Here is an 18,769-nt window from a genome sequence, read left to right as displayed (position 1 = left end):
ACAACATCGTTCGGTAAATGAGACTCCGGTCATATTTTTTTAGAGTTTAGTCGCATTTTATCTAATACATCGTTTCATTTTTAATAGATATATTTTTCAACCTTACCGTTTCTACAAAAAAAGAGCACCATTTGGCGCTCTTTTTCAGTCTTCTTGGGGACGACTATTTTCAGTGAACTTTGAACTGAGTAACAACGTCAGACAGATCAGTCGATGTGCCTCTTAGTTCCTGACTGATGGTGTTTGTCTGTGAAGCACTGTTATTAAGCTGGCCGATTAACTCCTGAATCGTTGCCATATTACGACTGACTTCTTCAGTCACATGGCTTTGCTGCTCAGCAGATGTGGCCATTAATGTGTTCAAGTCATTAATTTCTACCACAGATGTCGTCACTGTATTCAATGACTCCATCACCTTATGAGTGCTTTGCGATGTCGCTTCACAGCTCCTACGAGTGGTTTCCATCTTACTCACCACATTTTCGGATGTGTTGTTGAGCTTAGACAGCATGTCGTTAATCTGCCCTGTGCTTTGCTGTGTGCGAGCCGCCAGTGCTCGAACTTCGTCAGCCACTACGGCAAAACCGCGACCTTGTTCACCTGCACGCGCCGCTTCAATCGCAGCATTCAATGCCAACAAGTTAGTTTGTTCAGCGATATCACCAATCACCTGAAGTACCGAACCAATTTGTTTGGTATCTTGATTCATGGCACTGATGGTGTTCGCCATCTCAGCCACATCGGCTTCCAATGCGGTCACGCTTTGCACCGCCTGGTTTACGGTTTGTTTAGACTCATCTGCATAAGCGTTGGTTAACTCCGTAAGCTTGGCGGCGTCTGCGGCACTCTGTGCGATTGATCCTGCTGTTGCGCTCATTTCGTCTATCGCTGTGATCACCTGCTCGGTCTCAATGGTATGCGCATTTAACATCTGCATATTTGATTGAGACTGACTGCTGAGATGACTCACCGCAGTATCAATTTTGGATGATGAGCTGGACACTTCAATAAACATACCCTGAAGCTGTTCAATGAAGCGGTTAATAGAAGTCGAAATTTCGCCGATTTCGTCGTTCGAAGTGACACTTAAACGCTGAGTTAAATCTCCATTCCCTTGAGACAGATCAGCCACCAGTTCTTTGAGGCGCATTAGAGGTTTGAATGCGAAATTCAGCATTGGCACACTCAGACAGATAATGATTGCTGCAGAGATCAACAACGCCAGAGTGATTTCCCAGTTGAGACTGTCTGTGTTTGTTTGGATATTGTCTAAATCGATATAGCCATTCAACGACCAATTCTGGCCATCAATTGTGAACTGTTTTGAAACTGGAATGACGTTGTCACTCGATTTATCAGAGAAAATGGTGATTTGGTTTGCCGATATCAGTTCCATATAGCTGCCCGGCAATGAATAAGCTTCAATAACGTCTTTCAGGTTGCTAATGTCGAGAGTAAAGAAGTTTGCCGAACCATCATATTTTTTAAGTGAAATACGAACCGTTGGCTTTCCATCCACCATTTCAACATCACTCATCGTTGGCTCTTCCGTTAACTGTTCAGCCAACTTCAAGTAAGTTTCCGTTTGCTCATCATCAAGCGAGTTAGCAGTATCATCGAAAGCATAACCATTCGTTACCAACACAATGCTCGCAAAGCCTGTCGACTCTTTGGTGTCTGCAATATCCATCATGCTGAAATTGAGACTTTTCGTCAGTGTTAACTTTTCTTGCAATGCTCGTTCTAGCTGAGCGGTGACCAAATCAATATTGTGTTTGATTCTTGCCGTGTCTGACTCATAGATATAACCACTGATAAAGTGGTTCACACTCATATATGACACAAAAATGGTCACAGTAATAATGCTAGCAATCAACGCTATAATTTTGTTCTTAAAAGAAAAGTTTTTCATGTATATCAGTATCCCTACTACAAAATGACTAGCATTGTTTTGAATAATCAATGGATTAGGATTTATATGCGCTAGACCAAATTTACTTATTGTTACATTTGCCCGATGATTGTAACACCAATTGAGAATATTAATTAATAATGTTCTCAACACATTAGCCTAATGAATATCATCATTTTTAAGCCACCCAACGACACACCCGTAATAAAAACTCAGCGTTTGGCGGCATGGAGATCGCTGGCTAAACTTCGCCATTCATAGACAGTCTCTTTAAAATGCTCGATCTGTTTGGGAGTAGAGAGGTGGACAATACTGAGTATGTGTTCGTTTGATGCCTGTTCGTTGTAGTTGAGCTTTGCTTTGAGCACAGGGCTGTAGGACTCTTCTTGGGAAAAGAGAAGTTTCTGTAATCTCTGATTGAAATCAGTTTGGTTATGGCGTTGATTCAACAGTGATTGAATTTCGTTTCGTTGCGTCTTTTGAAACGCTATCCAGTCATAGGTCGTTATTTGTAGAGCTTTCGCCCATTGTCCTGCTAATTGTTCTTGGTTAGCAGTTAGAGAACCTAACCACTGTTCCATACGATCAATAATTCGTTCTTCATACTTGGCTCTGGTTTCACTTTCATTCAAATCCGCATACTTATCGGCGTATTTTTGATGCCGCTTTGCTAACCCCTGCATAAATTCATCCACCTGTTTGTCTGACAAAGCGGTGGCTATTGGAAAAATACTCGGAAAGATTTGAGTCACTAAACTCTGGTAATGCTCATAAATCCACTCTCTATGCTGTTGAAGCTGTTCCAGTGTGAGAGTTTTAGGATTGAGCTCAAGCAGTTGATCAAACTGCATAACATAGTTGTTTAGCTCCTCAGTTTGATGCCATTGGCTGAGCGCATCAATTTGCGTTTTCACCAAACTTTCCTGCTGGTCAGTCAAAGTCACATAATCATCTAGGTACTCAAGAATAAACCAGTCCATATTATGGTAAACAAACTTGGTACTGCACCCTGCTATGAGTAGTACCGACATCAACAGCAGCGTTATCCTTTTCTTCATAACCACGTCCCTAGTCTTCCTTTTTGCCGCCAAGTCATTTTTAAAAGCATCACTACTAAAACATAGCTGTTCTAACACCAGATGCGAAGATGATCATGGCTATAGGCCTTTTCTTGTTGAGAGATTAAACATTCAGGTATGCGTATGAGAGGCACAACATTGAACGTAATAGACTGATTTTTAAACTTGCACGCACAATGAGTCAATTATCGCTACAACTCTTTTTCTAAAAATAAATGATAATAGTTTGCATATGCATTTTCTTTGGCAATATAATCATGCCCTTCGCAGTCAATGCGAATTCGTTTCATCACTATCTTTTCAACAAGGACAAAAGTAGGTTCCAATAAATGATTCAGAAACTGATTAGCCTTTCTACTTTGCTATTTGCTTCTTACAGCTTTGCACAAACGACAACCATTACGGATGTGCTTGATCGTGAAGTTACTTTCGATGCGCCGGCAAAACGCGTTATCGTCGGCTTCTATCCAGAAGATTACATGGCAATTGGTACGGAAGCTGCGTATGACAACGTTGTGGGTATGTCGAAATACATTTGGCAAGCGCGCTCAGCAAACTGGGAAATGAACGTTAAGCACCGTCCTTCTCTAGACGAGATTGCCGCTATTGGCCGTGTTGATACCAACACTTTCTCTGTAGAGAAAGTCATCAGCCTTAATCCGGATCTCATCATGCTGGCTGACTGGCAATATAAAGCCTTGGGTAGTGATATCCAACGTCTTGAAGGTGCTGGCATTCCAATTGTAGTTGTGGATTACAACGCTCAAACTTTAGAACGTCACATTAAAAGTACCGAGCTAATCGGTGTGATCACAGGTCAAGAAGAACGTGCAGCGAAAATAGCTAGCGAGTACAAGCAGAACATCGAAATGATCACTGCGCGTTTAGAAAAAGCGAACCTTCCAAAGCCAAAAGTTTACACTGAATTCGGTGCTTCAGGCGTAAACGAAATCGGCTACACCTTTGGTAAAAACATGTGGGGCGCAATCTCTACTGTAGCCGGTGGCGACAACATTTCTGCACCTTATGTTGAATGGTGGGGTAAACTAAACCCTGAGCAAATCATTGCAGCAAACCCAGATGTGCTCGTTATGACTGGCTATGAAAATGGCGGCAGCGATGCAATGTTAATGGGTCAAGGTGTAGAAGAGTCGGTAGCGAAAGAACGTTTAGAAGGATTCAAAAAGCGCACGGGCTGGTCTTCAATTTCAGCAGTTAAAAACAACCGTATGTACGCGGCTTACCACGGCGCATGCCGTACCATTCTTGATGGCGCGCTGATTCAGTTCTACGCAAAAGCGATGTATCCAGAATTGTTTGCCGATTTAGATCCAAACCAAGCGTACTTGGACTTCTACAAGAACTACCTACCAGTGGTACCTAAAGGTACGTTCGTTACTCAACTGTAAGCAATTTTAGTCACCGGCTCTGAGAGTCGGTGTTATCCATGCAAAAAGGCCAGAACATCAGTTCTGGCCTTTTTATATCTTGTTCATATCACAATGGAATGAGCAAATGTTCTGAGTTACGCCGCGCTAGGTCTACGAGTGCGGACGAAAGGTGTACCATTTTCATCGGTAAGAACATCCGCTTCCACATGATACAGCTCGTGAATCAGTTCGCTGGTTAACAGTTCCTTCGGACTACCAAAGGCTCTCAATTCACCTTGTTTTAATATCAAAAGGTTATCAGCGTATTGTGCCGCTAAATTAAGGTCGTGCAGCACCATTAAGGTGGTGTAATTTTGCTTTTTCGTCTGAGTAACCAAGTGATTTAGTAATACGTGTTGGTAGTGCAAATCTAACGCACTTACTGGCTCATCCAGCATCAGTATTTCAGGGCAACGCATCAGTGCTTGTGCAAACAGAATCATCTGACACTGACCACCACTGAGAGTTCTCACATCACGGCTGGCAAGATGTTCCAAACCAATGCTCTTGAGAATGCTCAACGCTTCTTGCAGCATTTTAGTTTCAATTCGCATGCTGAGTGCATCAAGTCTGCCTAACAACACCACTTCGATTACCGTCATATTGACATCGAGGTGGATATCTTGCGGCATGTAACCAAACTTAGTTCGCCACTCAATCAACGACTTACCAGATAACACATTGTTTCCATACTGAATTTCTCCGCTTACGATTTTAATATCACCGAACAGAGTCTTCAACAGAGTACTTTTACCCGTGCCATTTGGTCCAAGAATAACGTTCACTTGCCCCGGTTGCAGTTGGAAACTGATGTCTCTTGCCAACACCAAGTCGCCTAATCGTACGTTGAGGTTATTCACCTGCAATAGGTTACGTTGTGGCGCTGAATCTTGTGCTTGCGATAACTGACTGACTTCAAACATATTATCTTCTCTTTGCGATGATGAGCCAGAAGAAGAAAGGCACACCAATGATGGCAGTTACGATGCCGATTGGGAACAACGCCCCCGGTACGATCACTTTTGATAAAACAGAAGCAGTCGACAACAAAAATGCACCGATTAGGAATGAAAGTGGAAGGAAGAAACGCTGATCTTCGCCAACCAGAATTTTAGCGATATTAGGTGAAACAATGCCGATGAAGCCAATGATACCGACGAAACTGGTCACTGTTGCTGTCATCACCGCGACAATCAGCAAGGTTTTTAAACGCAGTTTTACTATGTTCACACCAAGGCTTTTCGCACGCTCTTCGCCGAGTTTCAATGCGGTCAATTTCCATGAATCTTGCAGTAGCAAAAACAGGCTCGCCATAACTACCGTCGCGGTAATCGCTAGGTTTGTCCAGGTCGCTTTTGAAAGACTTCCGAATAGCCAAAAAAGAATCTGTTGGCTCAGTTCAGGTGAAGAGACGAACTGTACCAATGAGAGTAAGGATTGGAACAAAAACAGTAACGCGATACCCGCAAGGATCAACTGCCCCGACCCGATATGACGTACAGAAGCCAATGCAAACAAGAAACACGCCGAAATCATACAGAAGACAAATGCACCGATAGGTACGGCTAAGTTGCTATCGATACCCAGAGAGCCAGTGTAAAGCATCAATGCCGCGCCAAAACCCGCAGCCGCAGCCATACCTAAAGTGTATGGGCTTGCCATGGAGTTGTTCAGCAAGGTTTGCATTTCTGCACCGCCCATCCCTAGAGATCCGCCAACAAAGATGGCCATCAGTGCTATAGGTAAACGTAGATTACTAACAATGACTTGCGTGGAAGCATCCACTTGGAATGGTAATCCAACCCACTCTAGCAGAGCGTAAATAACCGAGCTGGCATCAATCATTGAAGGGCCGGTCATAATATCGAGAACAAAAGAAGCGGCGAGTAATGCGCCAAAACTGGTTAATATCATTCCGCGACGCTTTTCGCTTTTTCGCTGCGCCTCTACGGCCTGCTGTACTACATCCGATAGCATCTTAACTCACCAAACTTAGAATATCGCTTAATCTCCAGACCTTGCTAAACGTGGCTTTCACCGCCACACACCTGCAAGATCCGGTCTAATTTTTAGGGTCAGATGGTAACATTATGTAAATGATAATTGCTAGTATTTATAGTTCTATTTGCAATTGAAGAAATAAGTCGCACAAGCTTCAGTACGTGGTTATAGCCAAGTACCCAAGGGAAATTTTCACGATAGAGAATATTGATTGTATTGAAATGGTTCCGCGAGCAGCATAGATGCTCGCCAACAGTGTGGAAGGTAAACATCCTGAAGGCCCGATTGGATCTGACATTTACTTTTAAATGCAAAGAGCCGTTGAACGGCTCTTGCTTTTTGGAACTGTTTGCCTGCTCTTATTTATCAAGCGCTGGCGCTTTAGCTACCCTTCTCACACCAAACCAGTTCTTGCCAAATACGTTGATTACTAGGCCCATTGCGATCACTATCACGCCGATGATTTGATAAAGGCTTAGACTTTCGCCAAGCAGTATCCATGCGCTTAGCAAACCAAATACTGGCACTAACAACGAAAGCGGAGCAACCATGGAGGTTTCATAACGACTAAGTAAGTAGCTCCAGCCGCCGTATCCCAGAATTGTCGCCAGTAGAGACAAGTAAACAATCGAAAAAACGTTATGCCATTCGATATTGACCAATGATTCAACAATAAGCTCAGGCCCTTCAATCACATACGAGGAAATGAAGAATGAAACCATTGGAACCAGCGCGCTCCATACGATGAGCGACATGGTCGGAACCGGATAACGTTGCATGATGACTTTATTCACGATATTACCCAGAGCCCAAAAGGCCGCCGCGCCGATAATTAAAACCAAGGTGAATAAGGTTAATGACGTTGAATCATGTCCCTGAGCTGCCGCGAGAAGGTATATCCCCGCCCCAGCAACAGACACCGCAATCATATTGTGAATGCGTACTTTCTCTTTCAACAGCAAAACGCCAAAGCCTAGAGTAATAAACGCTTGCGCCTGCAAAAGCAGAGAGGCTAAACCTGCCGCCATACCCACTTTTAAAGCCCAGAAAAGTAACGAGAACTGTAGAAAATTGATGGTTAAGCCATAAGCCACTAGCCATTTCAAAGGCACTTGAGGTCGCTTAATAAAGAAAATGGCAGGCAAAGCGACAAACGCAAAACGTAACCCAGCTAACAGAAGAGGCGGCATTCCTTGCAAGCCAACTTTGATAACCACAAAGTTAACACCCCACACCAAAACAATGGCAAGAGCTAAAAACCTATCACGTACCGACATCCAATATCCTTAAAACGCTACTCTACGCATCCTTGATACATTCTATCGGCACTTCACATAGGCGATTTCAGTACATATGCATAAACAAATTTTAACCAAACTGAAACAGCAGAGTGCCTCAAAGTGTGAGCTAAGACAAGCGGTAATCCGTTATCGAAACCCAGCCAGCACCTTCACCACATGGCGCAGCAGATACTTTAAATAATTGCCCTGTATTTGCATCTATTGAGTAAGCGCCCAGTTCATCTGCCAATTCGCCACTGGCTAAAATGTATTGATCATCAGGTGAGATGATAAAACTGCGCGGTTGCTTCTCAACCTGATGGTGATGTCGGTAGTAAGGAATATGCGTGTCTTTATCTACTTCAAGGCATGTAATCACACTTAGTGTCCGCTCTGACACATAAATGAACCGACCATTGCGTGTGATATGGATATCTGCAGCCCAAACTCTTGGTACATCATTGACCACTTTTTGTGCTGGCGGAAGGCCTCGTTCCAACCCTAACGCTTCTCTTGGTATCGCTGGTGATTCTGCAACGAATGCCAATTGTCCTGTTTCAGAATCAAACGTTAACGTCACCACTGTCGCGTCCATTTCCGTCACTACATAGAGGAATGCTCCACACGGCGAAAACGCAATGTGTCTTGGGCCAGCGTCCTTGGCAAACTGATAACTCGCTACAGGCTTATCAACCATTCCCTCTGAGTTTGGTCGCGGGTAAACCATTATTTTGTCTACTCCGAATTCTGTAGCCACCATCCATTTATCATCAGGACTGAAGAGACAAGTATGACAAGCGCTGCTGTGCTGAATCGTTACCGTTTTATCGGTAAAGTGCCCAGTTTCAGTCATAGGTTTGGCGACAACATTATGTTGATCGAATGATGATGCTAACAACCACTGGTTGTTTTTGTCGGTAGTTAAACTGACAAGCCCCTCATTAACTGGCGTTTCACCTTCAAGAGTGAGATCGCCCGTCTGCGGATCAATTCTCAACTGTTTTAAGTGAAACGGTTCGCTATGAATGGCCGCATAAAGGTAATTCTGACAAGGGCTTACCGCCATTGGCATTACCATGTAACCTACTTCTGTTTCTCCTAGCAATGTAAGCTCGCCCTGATGGAGTTTATAGCGAGAAATTGTCCCTGATAATGCGTTAGACAAATAAACAAACTGTGTCATTATTAGCCCTAATTAAGCGTTAAATAATAAGAAGATAAACCCAGACTACTCGATTTATGGAAGCAACGTAAACCGTATGGGTTACCACTATATCCCAGTTAAAAGAGCAGGATAAAGTCGAAATTTGCCACTCGGTAGATTTACGACATTGGGTAAAGGTACATGTGAGCAGGAAACAACCGTATATTTCTATAAATAATCTCTAGGATTGACTCTATGAACCACACTCAAGAACAGTCATGGGTTGAAGTGTTAAGAGGACACTCAAACCAACACCCAATAATGGCGGGTGGATTGATTGTCTCTTTGCTTTTAATCGCCTTTTTCCTTTTCCACGCCTTAACCGGTGAAAGACAACTAAACGCGCAATATGCGCTGGTTGGTGGTGGTATTGCTTTTCTCGCCACTGCGGCTGGCACCTTACCAGCTCTGTTCATTCGAGATATTCCGCAAAAGCTTTCTGACTGCATGCTTGGCTTTGCCGCAGGTATGATGCTCGCCGCTTCTGCTTTCTCACTTTTATTGCCCGGTATAGAAGCAGGCACAGCGTTTTTTGATGATGGATTTCTTGGTGGCATGATCGTTATCCTCGGCATGGCTATCGGTGTAGCACTGATGCTCGGACTGGATGCTTTCACCCCCCATGAACATTTGGAAACAGGGCCTTGTGGTCCGGGACACGACAGATGCAGCCGCGCTTGGCTGTTTGTATTCGCCATTGCGTTACATAACTTTCCTGAAGGGATGGCGATCGGCGTCGGGTATGCGCAGGGCGATCTTTCAGTTGGTATTCCGTTGACCACAGCCATTGCTCTGCAAGACATTCCCGAAGGTTTAGCCGTGGCCGTGACTCTTAGAGCCGCAGGATTCAATGCAAGATTATCGGTTTTAGTCGCCGCACTGACTGGCTTGCTGGAACCGATTGGTGCTTTGCTCGGTGTGAGTTTAGCTGGCGGATTAATGATTGCTTACCCTATCGGGCTCGGCTTAGCTGGCGGTGCAATGCTGTTTGTAGTGTCACATGAAGTAATTCCCGACACACACCGCAACGGTCATCAAACCTTAGCGACCATTGGTTTAATGTTAGGTTTTGCTTTGATGATGGTATTAGATACCATTCTGGGCTGAGCATCATTTTATTTAGGAATCACAACACCGTGGTTCCTAATCCTTCCAAATAGTTAACGCTAAGCAACAAGCTCCTGCTGTGTTTCTTGTTTTAGTCGGTAAGCAATTAAATCGGCAATAGTACCCAATTTGATCTTGTGCTTTTTGGCGAATACTTCTAAGTCTGGTCGGCGAGCCATGGTTCCGTCCGTATTCAATACTTCGATGATCGCACAAGAAGGGGTTAGCCCCGCGAGAGCGGCTAAATCACACCCCGCTTCGGTATGACCGGGACGAACTAATACTCCGCCTTCGCGCGCGACAACAGGAAAGACATGGCCGGGAGAAACCACTTCTTTGGGTGTGGCACTTCCAGAGACTGCGGTCTTAATCGTGACGGCTCTGTCATGCACTGAGATTCCTGTTGTCACACCTTTGGCTGCTTCAATTGAAACCGTAAAGTTGGTGCCAAACTGCTCGGTATTGTTTTTGACCATCAAAGGCAACTCTAGCTGCTGAGCCATCTGTTCAGTCATCGTCAGACATAACAGACCACGAGCTTCAGTGACCATAAAGTTAACAATTTCGGGCGTTATTTTGTCAGCCGCGACAATAATATCGCCCTCATTTTCCCTGTTTTCATCGTCCATTAAGATCACCATTTTTCCTAAACGGATGTCTTCGATAATCTCTTCAATTGCACTCAGTTCCATTTTTAATTCCTTTTAAAAATTCGCCTATTTGAGTTTGTCGATGATAGATCAGCTTTCTCGATGAATCGCGAAAGGGTTCCACGCCTGAGCCGTTGGCATCACTTCGAGGCGGTTGATGCACATATGTGCAGGAAGTGTCGCTAAGTAAAACATGGTGTCTGCAATATCTTCTGCCGTTAAAGCTTGAGTGCCTGCATAAAGCGCATCCGATGCTGCTTGATCCCCTTTGGTTCGCACTAAAGTAAATTCCGTTTCCGCAATTCCCGGAGCGAGATCTGTAACTCGCACACCTGTGCCTAAAAGGTCACAACGCAAGTTATAGCTGAACTGTTTCACAAACGCCTTGGTTGCGCCGTAAACATGACTGCCCGGATAGGGCCACTGACCTGCAATCGAACCAACGTTGATAATAGACGCGCCTTTGCCCACTTCAATCAATGTTGGAAGCAGCGCATGGGTGACATTAACTAGCCCAGTGATATTGGTATCAATCATGGTGTGCCAATCTTGAATATCGACGGTTTGAGCAGGATTCGGAGATAAAGCAAGCCCCGCATTATTCACCAAGCAGGTAACTTGTTTGAAAGATTCGGGTAGCGACTTAACCAGAGCGTCGACTTCTTCTTTACTGCGCACATCGAGTGTTTGGTAGTGTACTGGAACGATTTCAGACAACTCTGCCGCCAACTCTTTCAAACGCTCTTCACGTCTGCCAGTAATTACTAACGCCCAGCCCTCAGAGGCAAATTTCCGCGCTGCTGCTCGTCCAAATCCCGACGTTGCTCCAGTAATAAATACCACTTTACCCATATCAATTTTATCCCTTAAATCTTGAGTGAATTAAGGGTATAGGGAATGCCCCCATACCCTTCGAACAATGGTTTACGCTTTTTCCAGCTCAGTTTTTATCACCAACTGAGGCGTGAACTTACAAATAACGTAGTACAAAATGGCACCACTGAAAGCACCTGTAAACCACCCATAGTCATAGAACCAAGTCATCACATTGAAGAAAATCGCCATCATAGTGAAACTAACAGGGATGAGTAACGCAATGAACCCAGCCCAGTTGAACGCCGGATAGGCATCTTCCTTGTACAGCGCCAATACATCTAACTTCTGCTTTTTGATTAGGAAATAATCCACAATCATGATGCCAGCAATTGGGCCAAGCAGGCTTGAGTAGCCTAATAGCCAGTTAGAAATATAGGCTTCTACGCTCAGATCGGATTCGACCCAGCCAACCTTTTTCAATAGCTCCCACCCCATCAACAAAATTCCGATTGCACCCGTAAGCAGTACGCCTCTGGTATGGTCGATATGTTGCGGAGATATGTTTTGGAAGTCGTTAGTTGGAGAAACAATGTTTGCAGCGGTATTGGTTGATAGCGTTGCAATCACAATCATCACCATAGCTACTGCCACTAGAAATGGGCTGTCAATCTGACCAATCAGCGTAATTGGGTCTGAGATGGTTTGACCAAACATAGTTTCAGAAGCGGCCGTCATTACCACACCAAGCGAAGCAAACAAGAACATGGTGAGCGGAAGCCCCATGATTTGCCCTACTACCTGATCTTTCTGCGATTTTGCATAGCGGCTGAAATCTGGAATGTTCAAAGATAACGTTGCCCAGAAGCCCACCATAGCTGTTAAACCAGACATAAAATACTTCGCGAAACCTTCGCCTTCAGGACGATTGGCAGGTGTCGAAAGCAATTCTGTGTAAGATACTTTATCACTTGCCCAAAATAGCAGTCCAAGCGACACAATCAACAATAGCGGTGCTGACAATGTTTCCAGCCACTTGATGGAGTTTGCCCCCTTAAGCACAACACCAATGTTCAGCGCCCAGAAAATGAAGAAGCCAATCACTTCACCTACGCCACCTAAAGATGCCCACCCTGATGACACTTCAGATAAGAACAAATGAATAGCCAAACCACCAAACATGGTTTGAATACCAAACCAGCCGCAAGCGACAAAACCGCGAATCACACAAGGTACATTGGAGCCCATAATGCCGAACGACGAACGAAGTACGACAGGGAACGGCAAGCCATATTTCGTCCCAGCGAAGGCGTTCAACGTTAGAGGCACCAATACAATAATGTTCGCGATAAGAATGGTGAGTAGAGCCTCTACCACAGATAAACCAAAGTAGTTGGTTAATATGCCGCCCAGCGTATATGTCGGCACACAAATCGAAATACCGACCCACAAAGCCGCGATATTGAACTTGTTCCAGGTACGTTCTTTGATTTTGGTTGGTGCTAAATCACTGTTGAAATTTTTGCTAGAGATGAGGTCTTCACCGACTTCTAATTCGTAGAAATCCCCCACTTGCTTCATTTCCGTTTTCATTTGAATCCCCTCTTCCTAATTGAGATTGATTATTTCCCTTCGGCTTTATGTTGCTACCTATCCAAATAAATCAAATGAACCACTAAACCACTCGTTAAATTCTGGAAAACATGAAACGTGAAGATAAAAATCACTGTTACTGATTGTTCATATACCCAAACTACTTGGAGTTGCAGGTAGGCGGCAAGTGAGTGACCCCCCATGAGCATAGATAACTATGTGATTGGGGCGAACGAACGTAGCCAACACCGCTGCAGCTTCAAGTAGGAAGGGTATATCGTTAAAACAAAATCCGTATAGGTAATACGTATCCATAGACATCGTCATTGCTGAGCTCCTTCACTAAGTCGTTTATTTAAGTAACCCTTTTAAACAAGGCTGTGATACTTGCGATTGAAATAGACAAGATTCGACGATTGTTCCGTTTGACCAACTCCGAGCACTTCACAGAAAAAGACATCATGAGTACCTACCGATGTGCGTGATGAAATGCGGCAGTCAAACACGGTTGATGCCGCATTTAACGCTGGCGAACCTGTGACAAACAGCTGCCATTCCACCGAATCAAAACGTTCTGCTTGATTGAGTTTGCTGGCGAACACACCCGATACCGTTTCTTGACCTGCTGCCAGTGTGTTTACACACAGATACTCCGCTTTATCAAACACGGAGAACACTGATGACGAGCGGTTTAAACACACCAATAACGTTGGCGGAGCATCAGTCACACTGGTGACTGCGGTTGCAGTAAACCCCGCAGGTTTGCCGTCAACCATAGTGGTAATAACATTCACTGAAGCACCAAGCCCAGACATGCCATCGCGGTAAAGCTTTACACCTTTGTCGTCAGTGTCAGCAAACGGGGTAAAGCTGAGTTCATTTTCGTTTGCTAACGCAAATGGAATATTGATAGCCAAATTAGACATACAAACACGCCTCTTCTAACGCTAAGCGAGGCAGACGACCATACAACTTAGAAGCGTCTCCATAGCCAATATTGATGATTAAGTTGACGCTCCAGCTTGTACCTGAAAAAAACGCTTCATTGACCGCTGCTGCATCAAATCCCGAAAGTGGCCCCGTATCGAGTCCCATCGCCCTCGCCGCCATAATCATATAAGCCGCCTGCATAGAGCTGTTTCTCATCGCAGTTTCAGACGCAAGCGCCTCGCTTGAGGTAAACCAGCTTTTCGCATCACCATGAGGGAAAAGTGTTGGTAAGGCGTCGTAAAAATTGCGGTCATAAGCCACTAATACCGTCACGGGTGCGGTCATGGTCTTTTCTAAATTACCGCTCGACAGTGTCGGAGCTAAACGCTGCTTCCCTTTGTCAGAGGTAATAAAAACAAAGCGCGCAGGAGAGCAGTTTGCCGACGTCGGCCCTAAACTGGTCAGTTGATACAACTGTTCAATCTGCGCTTGGCTGACTTTCTTATCCAACCAACCGTTGTGCGTTCTCGCTTCTGTAAACAGTTGCTTTAACGCTGACGAATCCATCGTCTCGTTCATTCGGATTTCTCCTTAAATCTCGTTATAAAAATCAAGCATCGTTTTATTAAACGTCACTGGGTCGGAAACATTGCAGGCGTGTCCCCCTTTCTCTAATAAATAAAACGAAGAGTGTCTGAGTTTTTTGTGTAACGTTTCTGAGCTGGAATATGGCACCAGTAAATCATCACAGCTGGCGATAACGCCTGTAACACAACGAATCGAATCAATATTTTCAGAGATATCGAACCTTTCCACCGCCGCGATTCTTCTCAGTAAGTTGTCTTGATTGAAAGGCGAAGAAAGAACCTTATCCGCTTCTTCCTTCAACAAAGCAGCATTATTCTTCATCCATTCCGCAGGATACAAAAACAGTGGTTGCGCCTTGAAAAACATCTCTACACCAGAATTTCGCAGCAGTGATTTTCTGATTTCAAAGCACAGCTTGGTGTGTTCATCGGTTTTATCCCAAGCGTTAATGAGCAACAAACTTGAAACTCTGTTTGGAAACTCAGCCGCGAGTTGTAACCCCACCAAACCACCGAGCGCATGACCAATAAAATGAACGCGTTCGCCATCTGTTTGATCCAGCAAGGTGACGACTTCCTTAGCCATGTCCGCGATACTGTAACCTTGCGGAATATCGCCTTGGCTTTGCCCTGTCCCCAAGTGGTCATACACAAGCACTCGAAAGCGACTTTTCAACTGTGGCAACTGATGATGCCAATAGCTGTGCGAACCACCCAAACCAGAGGAGAGAATCACCGTCTCTTTGTTTCCCTGACCATCGTCATGAATTTCGTAATACATGTGCTGCTCTACCTTTCGAAGCATTGAGTCAAAGCAACTCAGGCTTTACCAACGTGTGCAATAGACGCAATTTCAATCAACGCTTCTTCTTTCACTAAGCCACATTGAATGCAGTAGCGAGCCGGTTTTTCACCCGGAAAGAAATCCGCATACACAGCGTTAATCGCAGCGTAGTCCGCCCAGTTTTTAATCATGATCATGTTGAAGGTAACGTCATCCATTGTGCCGCCAGCTTCTTCAACAACACTGCGAATGGTGCTGAGCACGTGACGAGCTTGCGCTGCTGCATCTCCCGGAAAAACCACGTTATTTTCACTGTCAAATGGCAGTGTTCCGGAAACATACAACACTCCATCTGCCATAGAACCTGGCACATAAGGGGCGAGCGGTTTTCCTGTTCCTGCAGGAAGTACGGTTTGTTTAGGCATAGTAATCTCCTTATTTAGCCAACATTTACCAAAGCGTTTGAATAATCTTCCACTGTCGTCACCCAGCCAAAAAAGGTTTGGATATTGAGTAACGCGGCATCCTGCGCCGACCTCGGGCCAGCCTGATGTGTGGCATCTGAAAGCGCGACACCAAAATATTCAAGATGAAAACCATCACGTAATGTCGATTCAACGCAAACGTTGGTAGCAATGCCGGTAAAGACGAGATTACGAATGCCGCGTGAGCGCAACATGGTGTCCAAATTGGTATTGAAGAAACCGCTGTAGCGAGTTTTGGGAATAATCCAGTCTTGTTGCTGCGGTTTGATTTCGTCGACGAGTTCGTAATCCCAGCCACCTTTTGACAGGAAGCGGCCAGAAAGCTCTGGCTGCTTACGCATGGTTTTCAAAGCATTCGACTTATGCCAGTTTGGCGAGCCTTCACCACCCGCTTCGACGTAATTGCTGTCCCAACCGTTTTGTAGAAATACTATTTGGATTCCCGCTTTGCGCGAGACATCAATGGCTTTATTAATGTTTTCAATAACAGAACCCGTACCAGAAACATCAAAGCCAGCTAAATCCAAATAGCCTTCTTTGCTTGCATATGCGTTCTGCATATCCACCACAATCAGAGCAGTTTCACTCGGTTTGATAGCAAGTTTTTCAGGCTCGGTGTTGAGTATTACCTGCGCAGATTCACCCGTGTTCAGAGAGTAGCCAGAAATAGACTGCTTGATCATGCTGCGTACTCTCCTTGAACTGAGATGTGTTGGCGCGTTTTCATCAGTGGCTGAATTCGTTCGCCAAACGCAGTTACCCCTTCAACAAACTCATCGAAAGTCAGCAATACGCCACCTGTGCCTTCCACTTCATCCACTTCGTCCAGCAAACGGGCAACGGTTTCGTAAGAGCCAACTAAAGTCCCCATGTTGATATTGACCGCTGAAGTCGGATCCGACATTTGGCGCACGTTAGTATCGCTACCTGACTTAGTATCCTGCGCAGCTTGAACGCCTAGCCACTCCAACGCTGCGTCATCTTTCCCAGCTTTGTAGTGTTCCCATTTCGCACGCGCGGCTTCATCTGTTTCGTCAGCAATGATCATAAACAGAACAAAAGAACTCACTTCACGCCCTGTTTTTTCGGTTGCTTCAAGCAGACGACTCGCTTGCGGAGCGAACGCTTTAGGCGTGTTGACACCCTTACCAAAAATGAAGTTGTGATCGGCATATTTGGCCGAGAATGCCATACCCGCATCACTGGAACCAGCACAGATGATCTTCATTTTTTCCTGCGGTTTAGGGCTTACCCGGCAGTCTTCCATAGTGAAATAGTCACCTTTGAAATCCGAAGATCCGGTATCCCATAAATCGCGAAGAACTTGTGCATATTCAGAAAGGTAATCATATCGAGAAGAGAAAAACTCATCGCCCGGCCACAAGCCCATTTGCGTGTATTCCGGCTTTTGCCAACCTGTCACCAAGTTAACGCCAAAACGACCATGAGAAATGGAGTCAATGGTGGAAGCCATACGAGCAACAATCGCTGGCGGCAAGGTTAAAGTTGCTGAAGTCGCGAACAATTGAATTTTAGACGTTACCGCAGCAAGGCCCGCCATTAAACTGAATGACTCTAGGTTGTGCTCCCAGAACTCTGTTTTTCCACCAAAACCGCGTAGTTTGATCATCGATAGAGCAAAATCTAATCCGTAATGTTCTGCTCTCAACACAATCTCTTTGTTCAGATCAAAAGTCGGCATGTATTGAGGTGCATTTTCCGAGATCAACCAGCCGTTATTTCCAATAGGAATGAAAACACCAATCTGCATATAAAACTCCTTGTAATTAACCATGCATATATTTACTTCCTCGCATTGATCTAAATCAAAGTTTGTGCCAACAATCCATTTACTTTAATTAACAATTAGTTAACGTTCTTTATACCCAGAAACCAGACCATTTGGTCTGTTTTGAAACATCTGGAATGGTGCAAAAGCACTAATCAAGTGCACAAAAAACACTCAATGTGCGTACAAAAGCAAACGAGAACATGCAGCTAAACGAGTAGATTTATAAGCACAGATGAGGGGTGAAATGACAGATAAAAGGAAAGGAACAAGGAAAGGAACAAGGAAAGAAAAAGGTCACCATTTTGGTGACCTCTCAAAGCTGAAACAGCAGGTATAAAAAGCGCTTACTTAAGCGTTAAGCAATACCATTAAAGATAATGTTTTGGATAGACTGGCAAGTATCTTCAAAAAATTTCTTATTGGTCAGGTCCTTACCTGTAATCGCCTTAACCTGAACGCTAAAGTCCGCGTAGTGTTGCGTGGTCGACCAAATAGTAAAAATCAATTGTGTTGGATCGACAGGCTTAATTTTGCCTTGGCTTATCCAACGTTCGATAACTTTAGATTTCTCTTCAATGATGTTTTTCAAATCACCATTTAAGTAGCTTTTAAGAATCGGAGCGCCTTGAATGATCTCCAAGCAGAACAGACGCGAAGCTTGCGGCTGGTCTCTAGAGAGTTCCAACTTAAGGCGGATATAGTTTTCTATTGCGGTTTTCGGATCATCCACTTCGTCAAAACCAGCAATCGGTGCAAGCCAGTCATTAAGGATGTTTTCCAAGATGGTTAAGTAAAGCTCTTCTTTACTTTTGAAGTAGTAAAACAGATTGGTTTTAGAGATATCAGCACCGTTGGCGATCTGTTCAATCGTTGTTCCGTGAAAGCCATATTGTGAAAACACAGCCAGCGCCGTTTCAAGAATGAACTGCCTTTTATCGTCAAACTTCTTTCGTCTACGAACTCCGGGTTCTACCGTTGAGCGACTTTTCTTTAACGTGCTTACCTTCGTCCCCTTTAGCGATATACCTGCTTTAGCCATACGTCTTCCTGACACCTTCTCAATACTGCTCAATGAGAGCCATACTAGCATCTTCAAATCGAAATGTGTTTTGGATATGTAAC

General features: G+C 44.5%; 17 protein-coding genes and 1 pseudogene. 2 read left to right on the top strand and 16 right to left on the bottom strand.

Annotated features, from left to right (window positions below):
- Positions 1 to 169: 169 nt before the first annotated feature.
- A complete protein-coding gene (locus AAGA51_RS16775) occupies positions 170 to 1,912 on the bottom strand; it encodes a methyl-accepting chemotaxis protein (RefSeq protein ID WP_042480991.1) in 1,743 nt (580 codons plus the stop codon).
- Between the two features lie 212 nt (positions 1,913 to 2,124).
- Entirely contained in the window at positions 2,125 to 2,970 is an 846-nt protein-coding gene (locus AAGA51_RS16770; RefSeq protein ID WP_042480995.1) for a DUF6279 family lipoprotein, read from the bottom strand.
- Positions 2,971 to 3,320: 350 nt separating this feature from the next.
- Between AAGA51_RS16770 and AAGA51_RS16765 the strand changes: the two genes are divergently transcribed.
- Positions 3,321 to 4,400 carry an ABC transporter substrate-binding protein gene (locus AAGA51_RS16765; RefSeq protein WP_042480998.1) on the top strand — a complete coding sequence of 360 codons (1,080 nt, stop codon included), beginning with the start codon at positions 3,321 to 3,323 and terminating at the stop codon, positions 4,398 to 4,400.
- A gap of 116 nt (positions 4,401 to 4,516) precedes the next feature.
- On the opposite strand, the gene AAGA51_RS16760 is transcribed toward AAGA51_RS16765, so the two are convergent.
- The 4 genes from AAGA51_RS16760 to AAGA51_RS16745 form a co-directional block, all read right to left on the bottom strand.
- Entirely contained in the window at positions 4,517 to 5,344 is an 828-nt protein-coding gene (locus tag AAGA51_RS16760; RefSeq protein WP_042481002.1) for an ABC transporter ATP-binding protein, read from the bottom strand.
- A gap of 1 nt (position 5,345) precedes the next feature.
- Positions 5,346 to 6,398, bottom strand: coding sequence for a FecCD family ABC transporter permease (locus AAGA51_RS16755; protein WP_042481005.1), 1,053 nt, complete (start codon positions 6,396 to 6,398; stop codon positions 5,346 to 5,348).
- Positions 6,399 to 6,781: 383 nt separating this feature from the next.
- Positions 6,782 to 7,699 (bottom strand): EamA family transporter, encoded by a 918-nt coding sequence (locus AAGA51_RS16750; protein ID WP_042481008.1) that lies wholly within the window; start codon positions 7,697 to 7,699, stop codon positions 6,782 to 6,784.
- Positions 7,700 to 7,829: 130 nt separating this feature from the next.
- Complete coding sequence (locus AAGA51_RS16745) at positions 7,830 to 8,885, bottom strand: lactonase family protein (RefSeq protein WP_042481012.1); 1,056 nt, start codon at positions 8,883 to 8,885, stop codon at positions 7,830 to 7,832.
- A gap of 216 nt (positions 8,886 to 9,101) precedes the next feature.
- Here AAGA51_RS16745 and AAGA51_RS16740 point away from each other — a divergent pair, with 216 nt between their 5' ends.
- Positions 9,102 to 10,013, top strand: a complete 912-nt coding sequence (locus AAGA51_RS16740; RefSeq protein ID WP_042481015.1) for a ZIP family metal transporter — start codon at positions 9,102 to 9,104, stop codon at positions 10,011 to 10,013.
- Between the two features lie 62 nt (positions 10,014 to 10,075).
- Here AAGA51_RS16740 and ribB read toward each other — a convergent pair.
- From ribB to rutR, 10 genes and pseudogenes are all read right to left on the bottom strand, one after another.
- Positions 10,076 to 10,705: pseudogene (gene ribB / locus AAGA51_RS16735) on the bottom strand (3,4-dihydroxy-2-butanone-4-phosphate synthase); the annotation flags it as partial.
- Positions 10,706 to 10,753: 48 nt separating this feature from the next.
- Entirely contained in the window at positions 10,754 to 11,515 is a 762-nt protein-coding gene (locus tag AAGA51_RS16730; RefSeq protein ID WP_042481018.1) for an SDR family NAD(P)-dependent oxidoreductase, read from the bottom strand.
- A 72-nt stretch (positions 11,516 to 11,587) separates the two neighbouring features.
- Positions 11,588 to 13,069, bottom strand: coding sequence for an NCS1 family nucleobase:cation symporter-1 (locus AAGA51_RS16725; protein ID WP_042481020.1), 1,482 nt, complete (start codon positions 13,067 to 13,069; stop codon positions 11,588 to 11,590).
- A gap of 368 nt (positions 13,070 to 13,437) precedes the next feature.
- Positions 13,438 to 13,995 carry a flavin reductase gene (locus tag AAGA51_RS16720; protein ID WP_217995492.1) on the bottom strand — a complete coding sequence of 186 codons (558 nt, stop codon included), beginning with the start codon at positions 13,993 to 13,995 and terminating at the stop codon, positions 13,438 to 13,440.
- Complete coding sequence (locus tag AAGA51_RS16715) at positions 13,988 to 14,578, bottom strand: malonic semialdehyde reductase (protein ID WP_042481028.1); 591 nt, start codon at positions 14,576 to 14,578, stop codon at positions 13,988 to 13,990. The genes AAGA51_RS16720 and AAGA51_RS16715 overlap by 8 nt, the downstream gene beginning before the upstream one ends.
- A 12-nt stretch (positions 14,579 to 14,590) precedes the next feature.
- On the bottom strand, positions 14,591 to 15,367 hold the full coding sequence (gene rutD, locus AAGA51_RS16710; RefSeq protein ID WP_042481030.1) for a pyrimidine utilization protein D: 777 nt from the start codon (positions 15,365 to 15,367) through the stop codon (positions 14,591 to 14,593).
- A gap of 38 nt (positions 15,368 to 15,405) precedes the next feature.
- Positions 15,406 to 15,795, bottom strand: coding sequence for a pyrimidine utilization protein C (rutC, locus tag AAGA51_RS16705; RefSeq protein WP_042481033.1), 390 nt, complete (start codon positions 15,793 to 15,795; stop codon positions 15,406 to 15,408).
- A gap of 14 nt (positions 15,796 to 15,809) precedes the next feature.
- Entirely contained in the window at positions 15,810 to 16,538 is a 729-nt protein-coding gene (gene rutB, locus AAGA51_RS16700) for a pyrimidine utilization protein B (protein WP_042481036.1), read from the bottom strand.
- Positions 16,535 to 17,626 (bottom strand): pyrimidine utilization protein A, encoded by a 1,092-nt coding sequence (gene rutA / locus AAGA51_RS16695; protein ID WP_042481038.1) that lies wholly within the window; start codon positions 17,624 to 17,626, stop codon positions 16,535 to 16,537. Before rutA ends, rutB begins: the two co-directional genes overlap by 4 nt.
- Before the next feature lie 376 nt (positions 17,627 to 18,002).
- Positions 18,003 to 18,686, bottom strand: a complete 684-nt coding sequence (rutR, locus tag AAGA51_RS16690) for an HTH-type transcriptional regulator RutR (protein ID WP_081878645.1) — start codon at positions 18,684 to 18,686, stop codon at positions 18,003 to 18,005.
- Between the last annotated feature and the right edge of the window lie 83 nt (positions 18,687 to 18,769).

It is taken from the genome of Vibrio diazotrophicus (assembly GCF_038452265.1).
Taxonomy (GTDB): domain Bacteria; phylum Pseudomonadota; class Gammaproteobacteria; order Enterobacterales; family Vibrionaceae; genus Vibrio; species Vibrio diazotrophicus.
The sequence above is the reverse complement of the archived record's forward strand: the minus strand, read 5'-3'. Positions and strand labels throughout refer to the sequence as shown.

Coding starts and splice junctions, on each gene's coding strand:
- AAGA51_RS16770 (WP_042480995.1), bottom strand. CDS start 2,970: ATGAAGAAAAGGATAACGCTGCTGTTGATGTCGGTACTACTCATAGCA.
- AAGA51_RS16745 (WP_042481012.1), bottom strand. CDS start 8,885: ATGACACAGTTTGTTTATTTGTCTAACGCATTATCAGGGACAATTTCT.
- AAGA51_RS16725 (WP_042481020.1), bottom strand. CDS start 13,069: ATGAAAACGGAAATGAAGCAAGTGGGGGATTTCTACGAATTAGAAGTC.
- rutC (WP_042481033.1), bottom strand. CDS start 15,795: ATGCCTAAACAAACCGTACTTCCTGCAGGAACAGGAAAACCGCTCGCC.
- AAGA51_RS16750 (WP_042481008.1), bottom strand. CDS start 7,699: ATGTCGGTACGTGATAGGTTTTTAGCTCTTGCCATTGTTTTGGTGTGG.
- rutD (WP_042481030.1), bottom strand. CDS start 15,367: ATGTATTACGAAATTCATGACGATGGTCAGGGAAACAAAGAGACGGTG.
- AAGA51_RS16755 (WP_042481005.1), bottom strand. CDS start 6,398: ATGCTATCGGATGTAGTACAGCAGGCCGTAGAGGCGCAGCGAAAAAGC.
- rutR (WP_081878645.1), bottom strand. CDS start 18,686: ATGGCTAAAGCAGGTATATCGCTAAAGGGGACGAAGGTAAGCACGTTA.
- AAGA51_RS16775 (WP_042480991.1), bottom strand. CDS start 1,912: ATGAAAAACTTTTCTTTTAAGAACAAAATTATAGCGTTGATTGCTAGC.
- AAGA51_RS16730 (WP_042481018.1), bottom strand. CDS start 11,515: ATGGGTAAAGTGGTATTTATTACTGGAGCAACGTCGGGATTTGGACGA.
- rutA (WP_042481038.1), bottom strand. CDS start 17,626: ATGCAGATTGGTGTTTTCATTCCTATTGGAAATAACGGCTGGTTGATC.
- AAGA51_RS16760 (WP_042481002.1), bottom strand. CDS start 5,344: ATGTTTGAAGTCAGTCAGTTATCGCAAGCACAAGATTCAGCGCCACAA.
- AAGA51_RS16715 (WP_042481028.1), bottom strand. CDS start 14,578: ATGAACGAGACGATGGATTCGTCAGCGTTAAAGCAACTGTTTACAGAA.
- AAGA51_RS16765 (WP_042480998.1), top strand. CDS start 3,321: ATGATTCAGAAACTGATTAGCCTTTCTACTTTGCTATTTGCTTCTTAC.
- AAGA51_RS16740 (WP_042481015.1), top strand. CDS start 9,102: ATGAACCACACTCAAGAACAGTCATGGGTTGAAGTGTTAAGAGGACAC.
- AAGA51_RS16720 (WP_217995492.1), bottom strand. CDS start 13,995: ATGTCTAATTTGGCTATCAATATTCCATTTGCGTTAGCAAACGAAAAT.
- rutB (WP_042481036.1), bottom strand. CDS start 16,538: ATGATCAAGCAGTCTATTTCTGGCTACTCTCTGAACACGGGTGAATCT.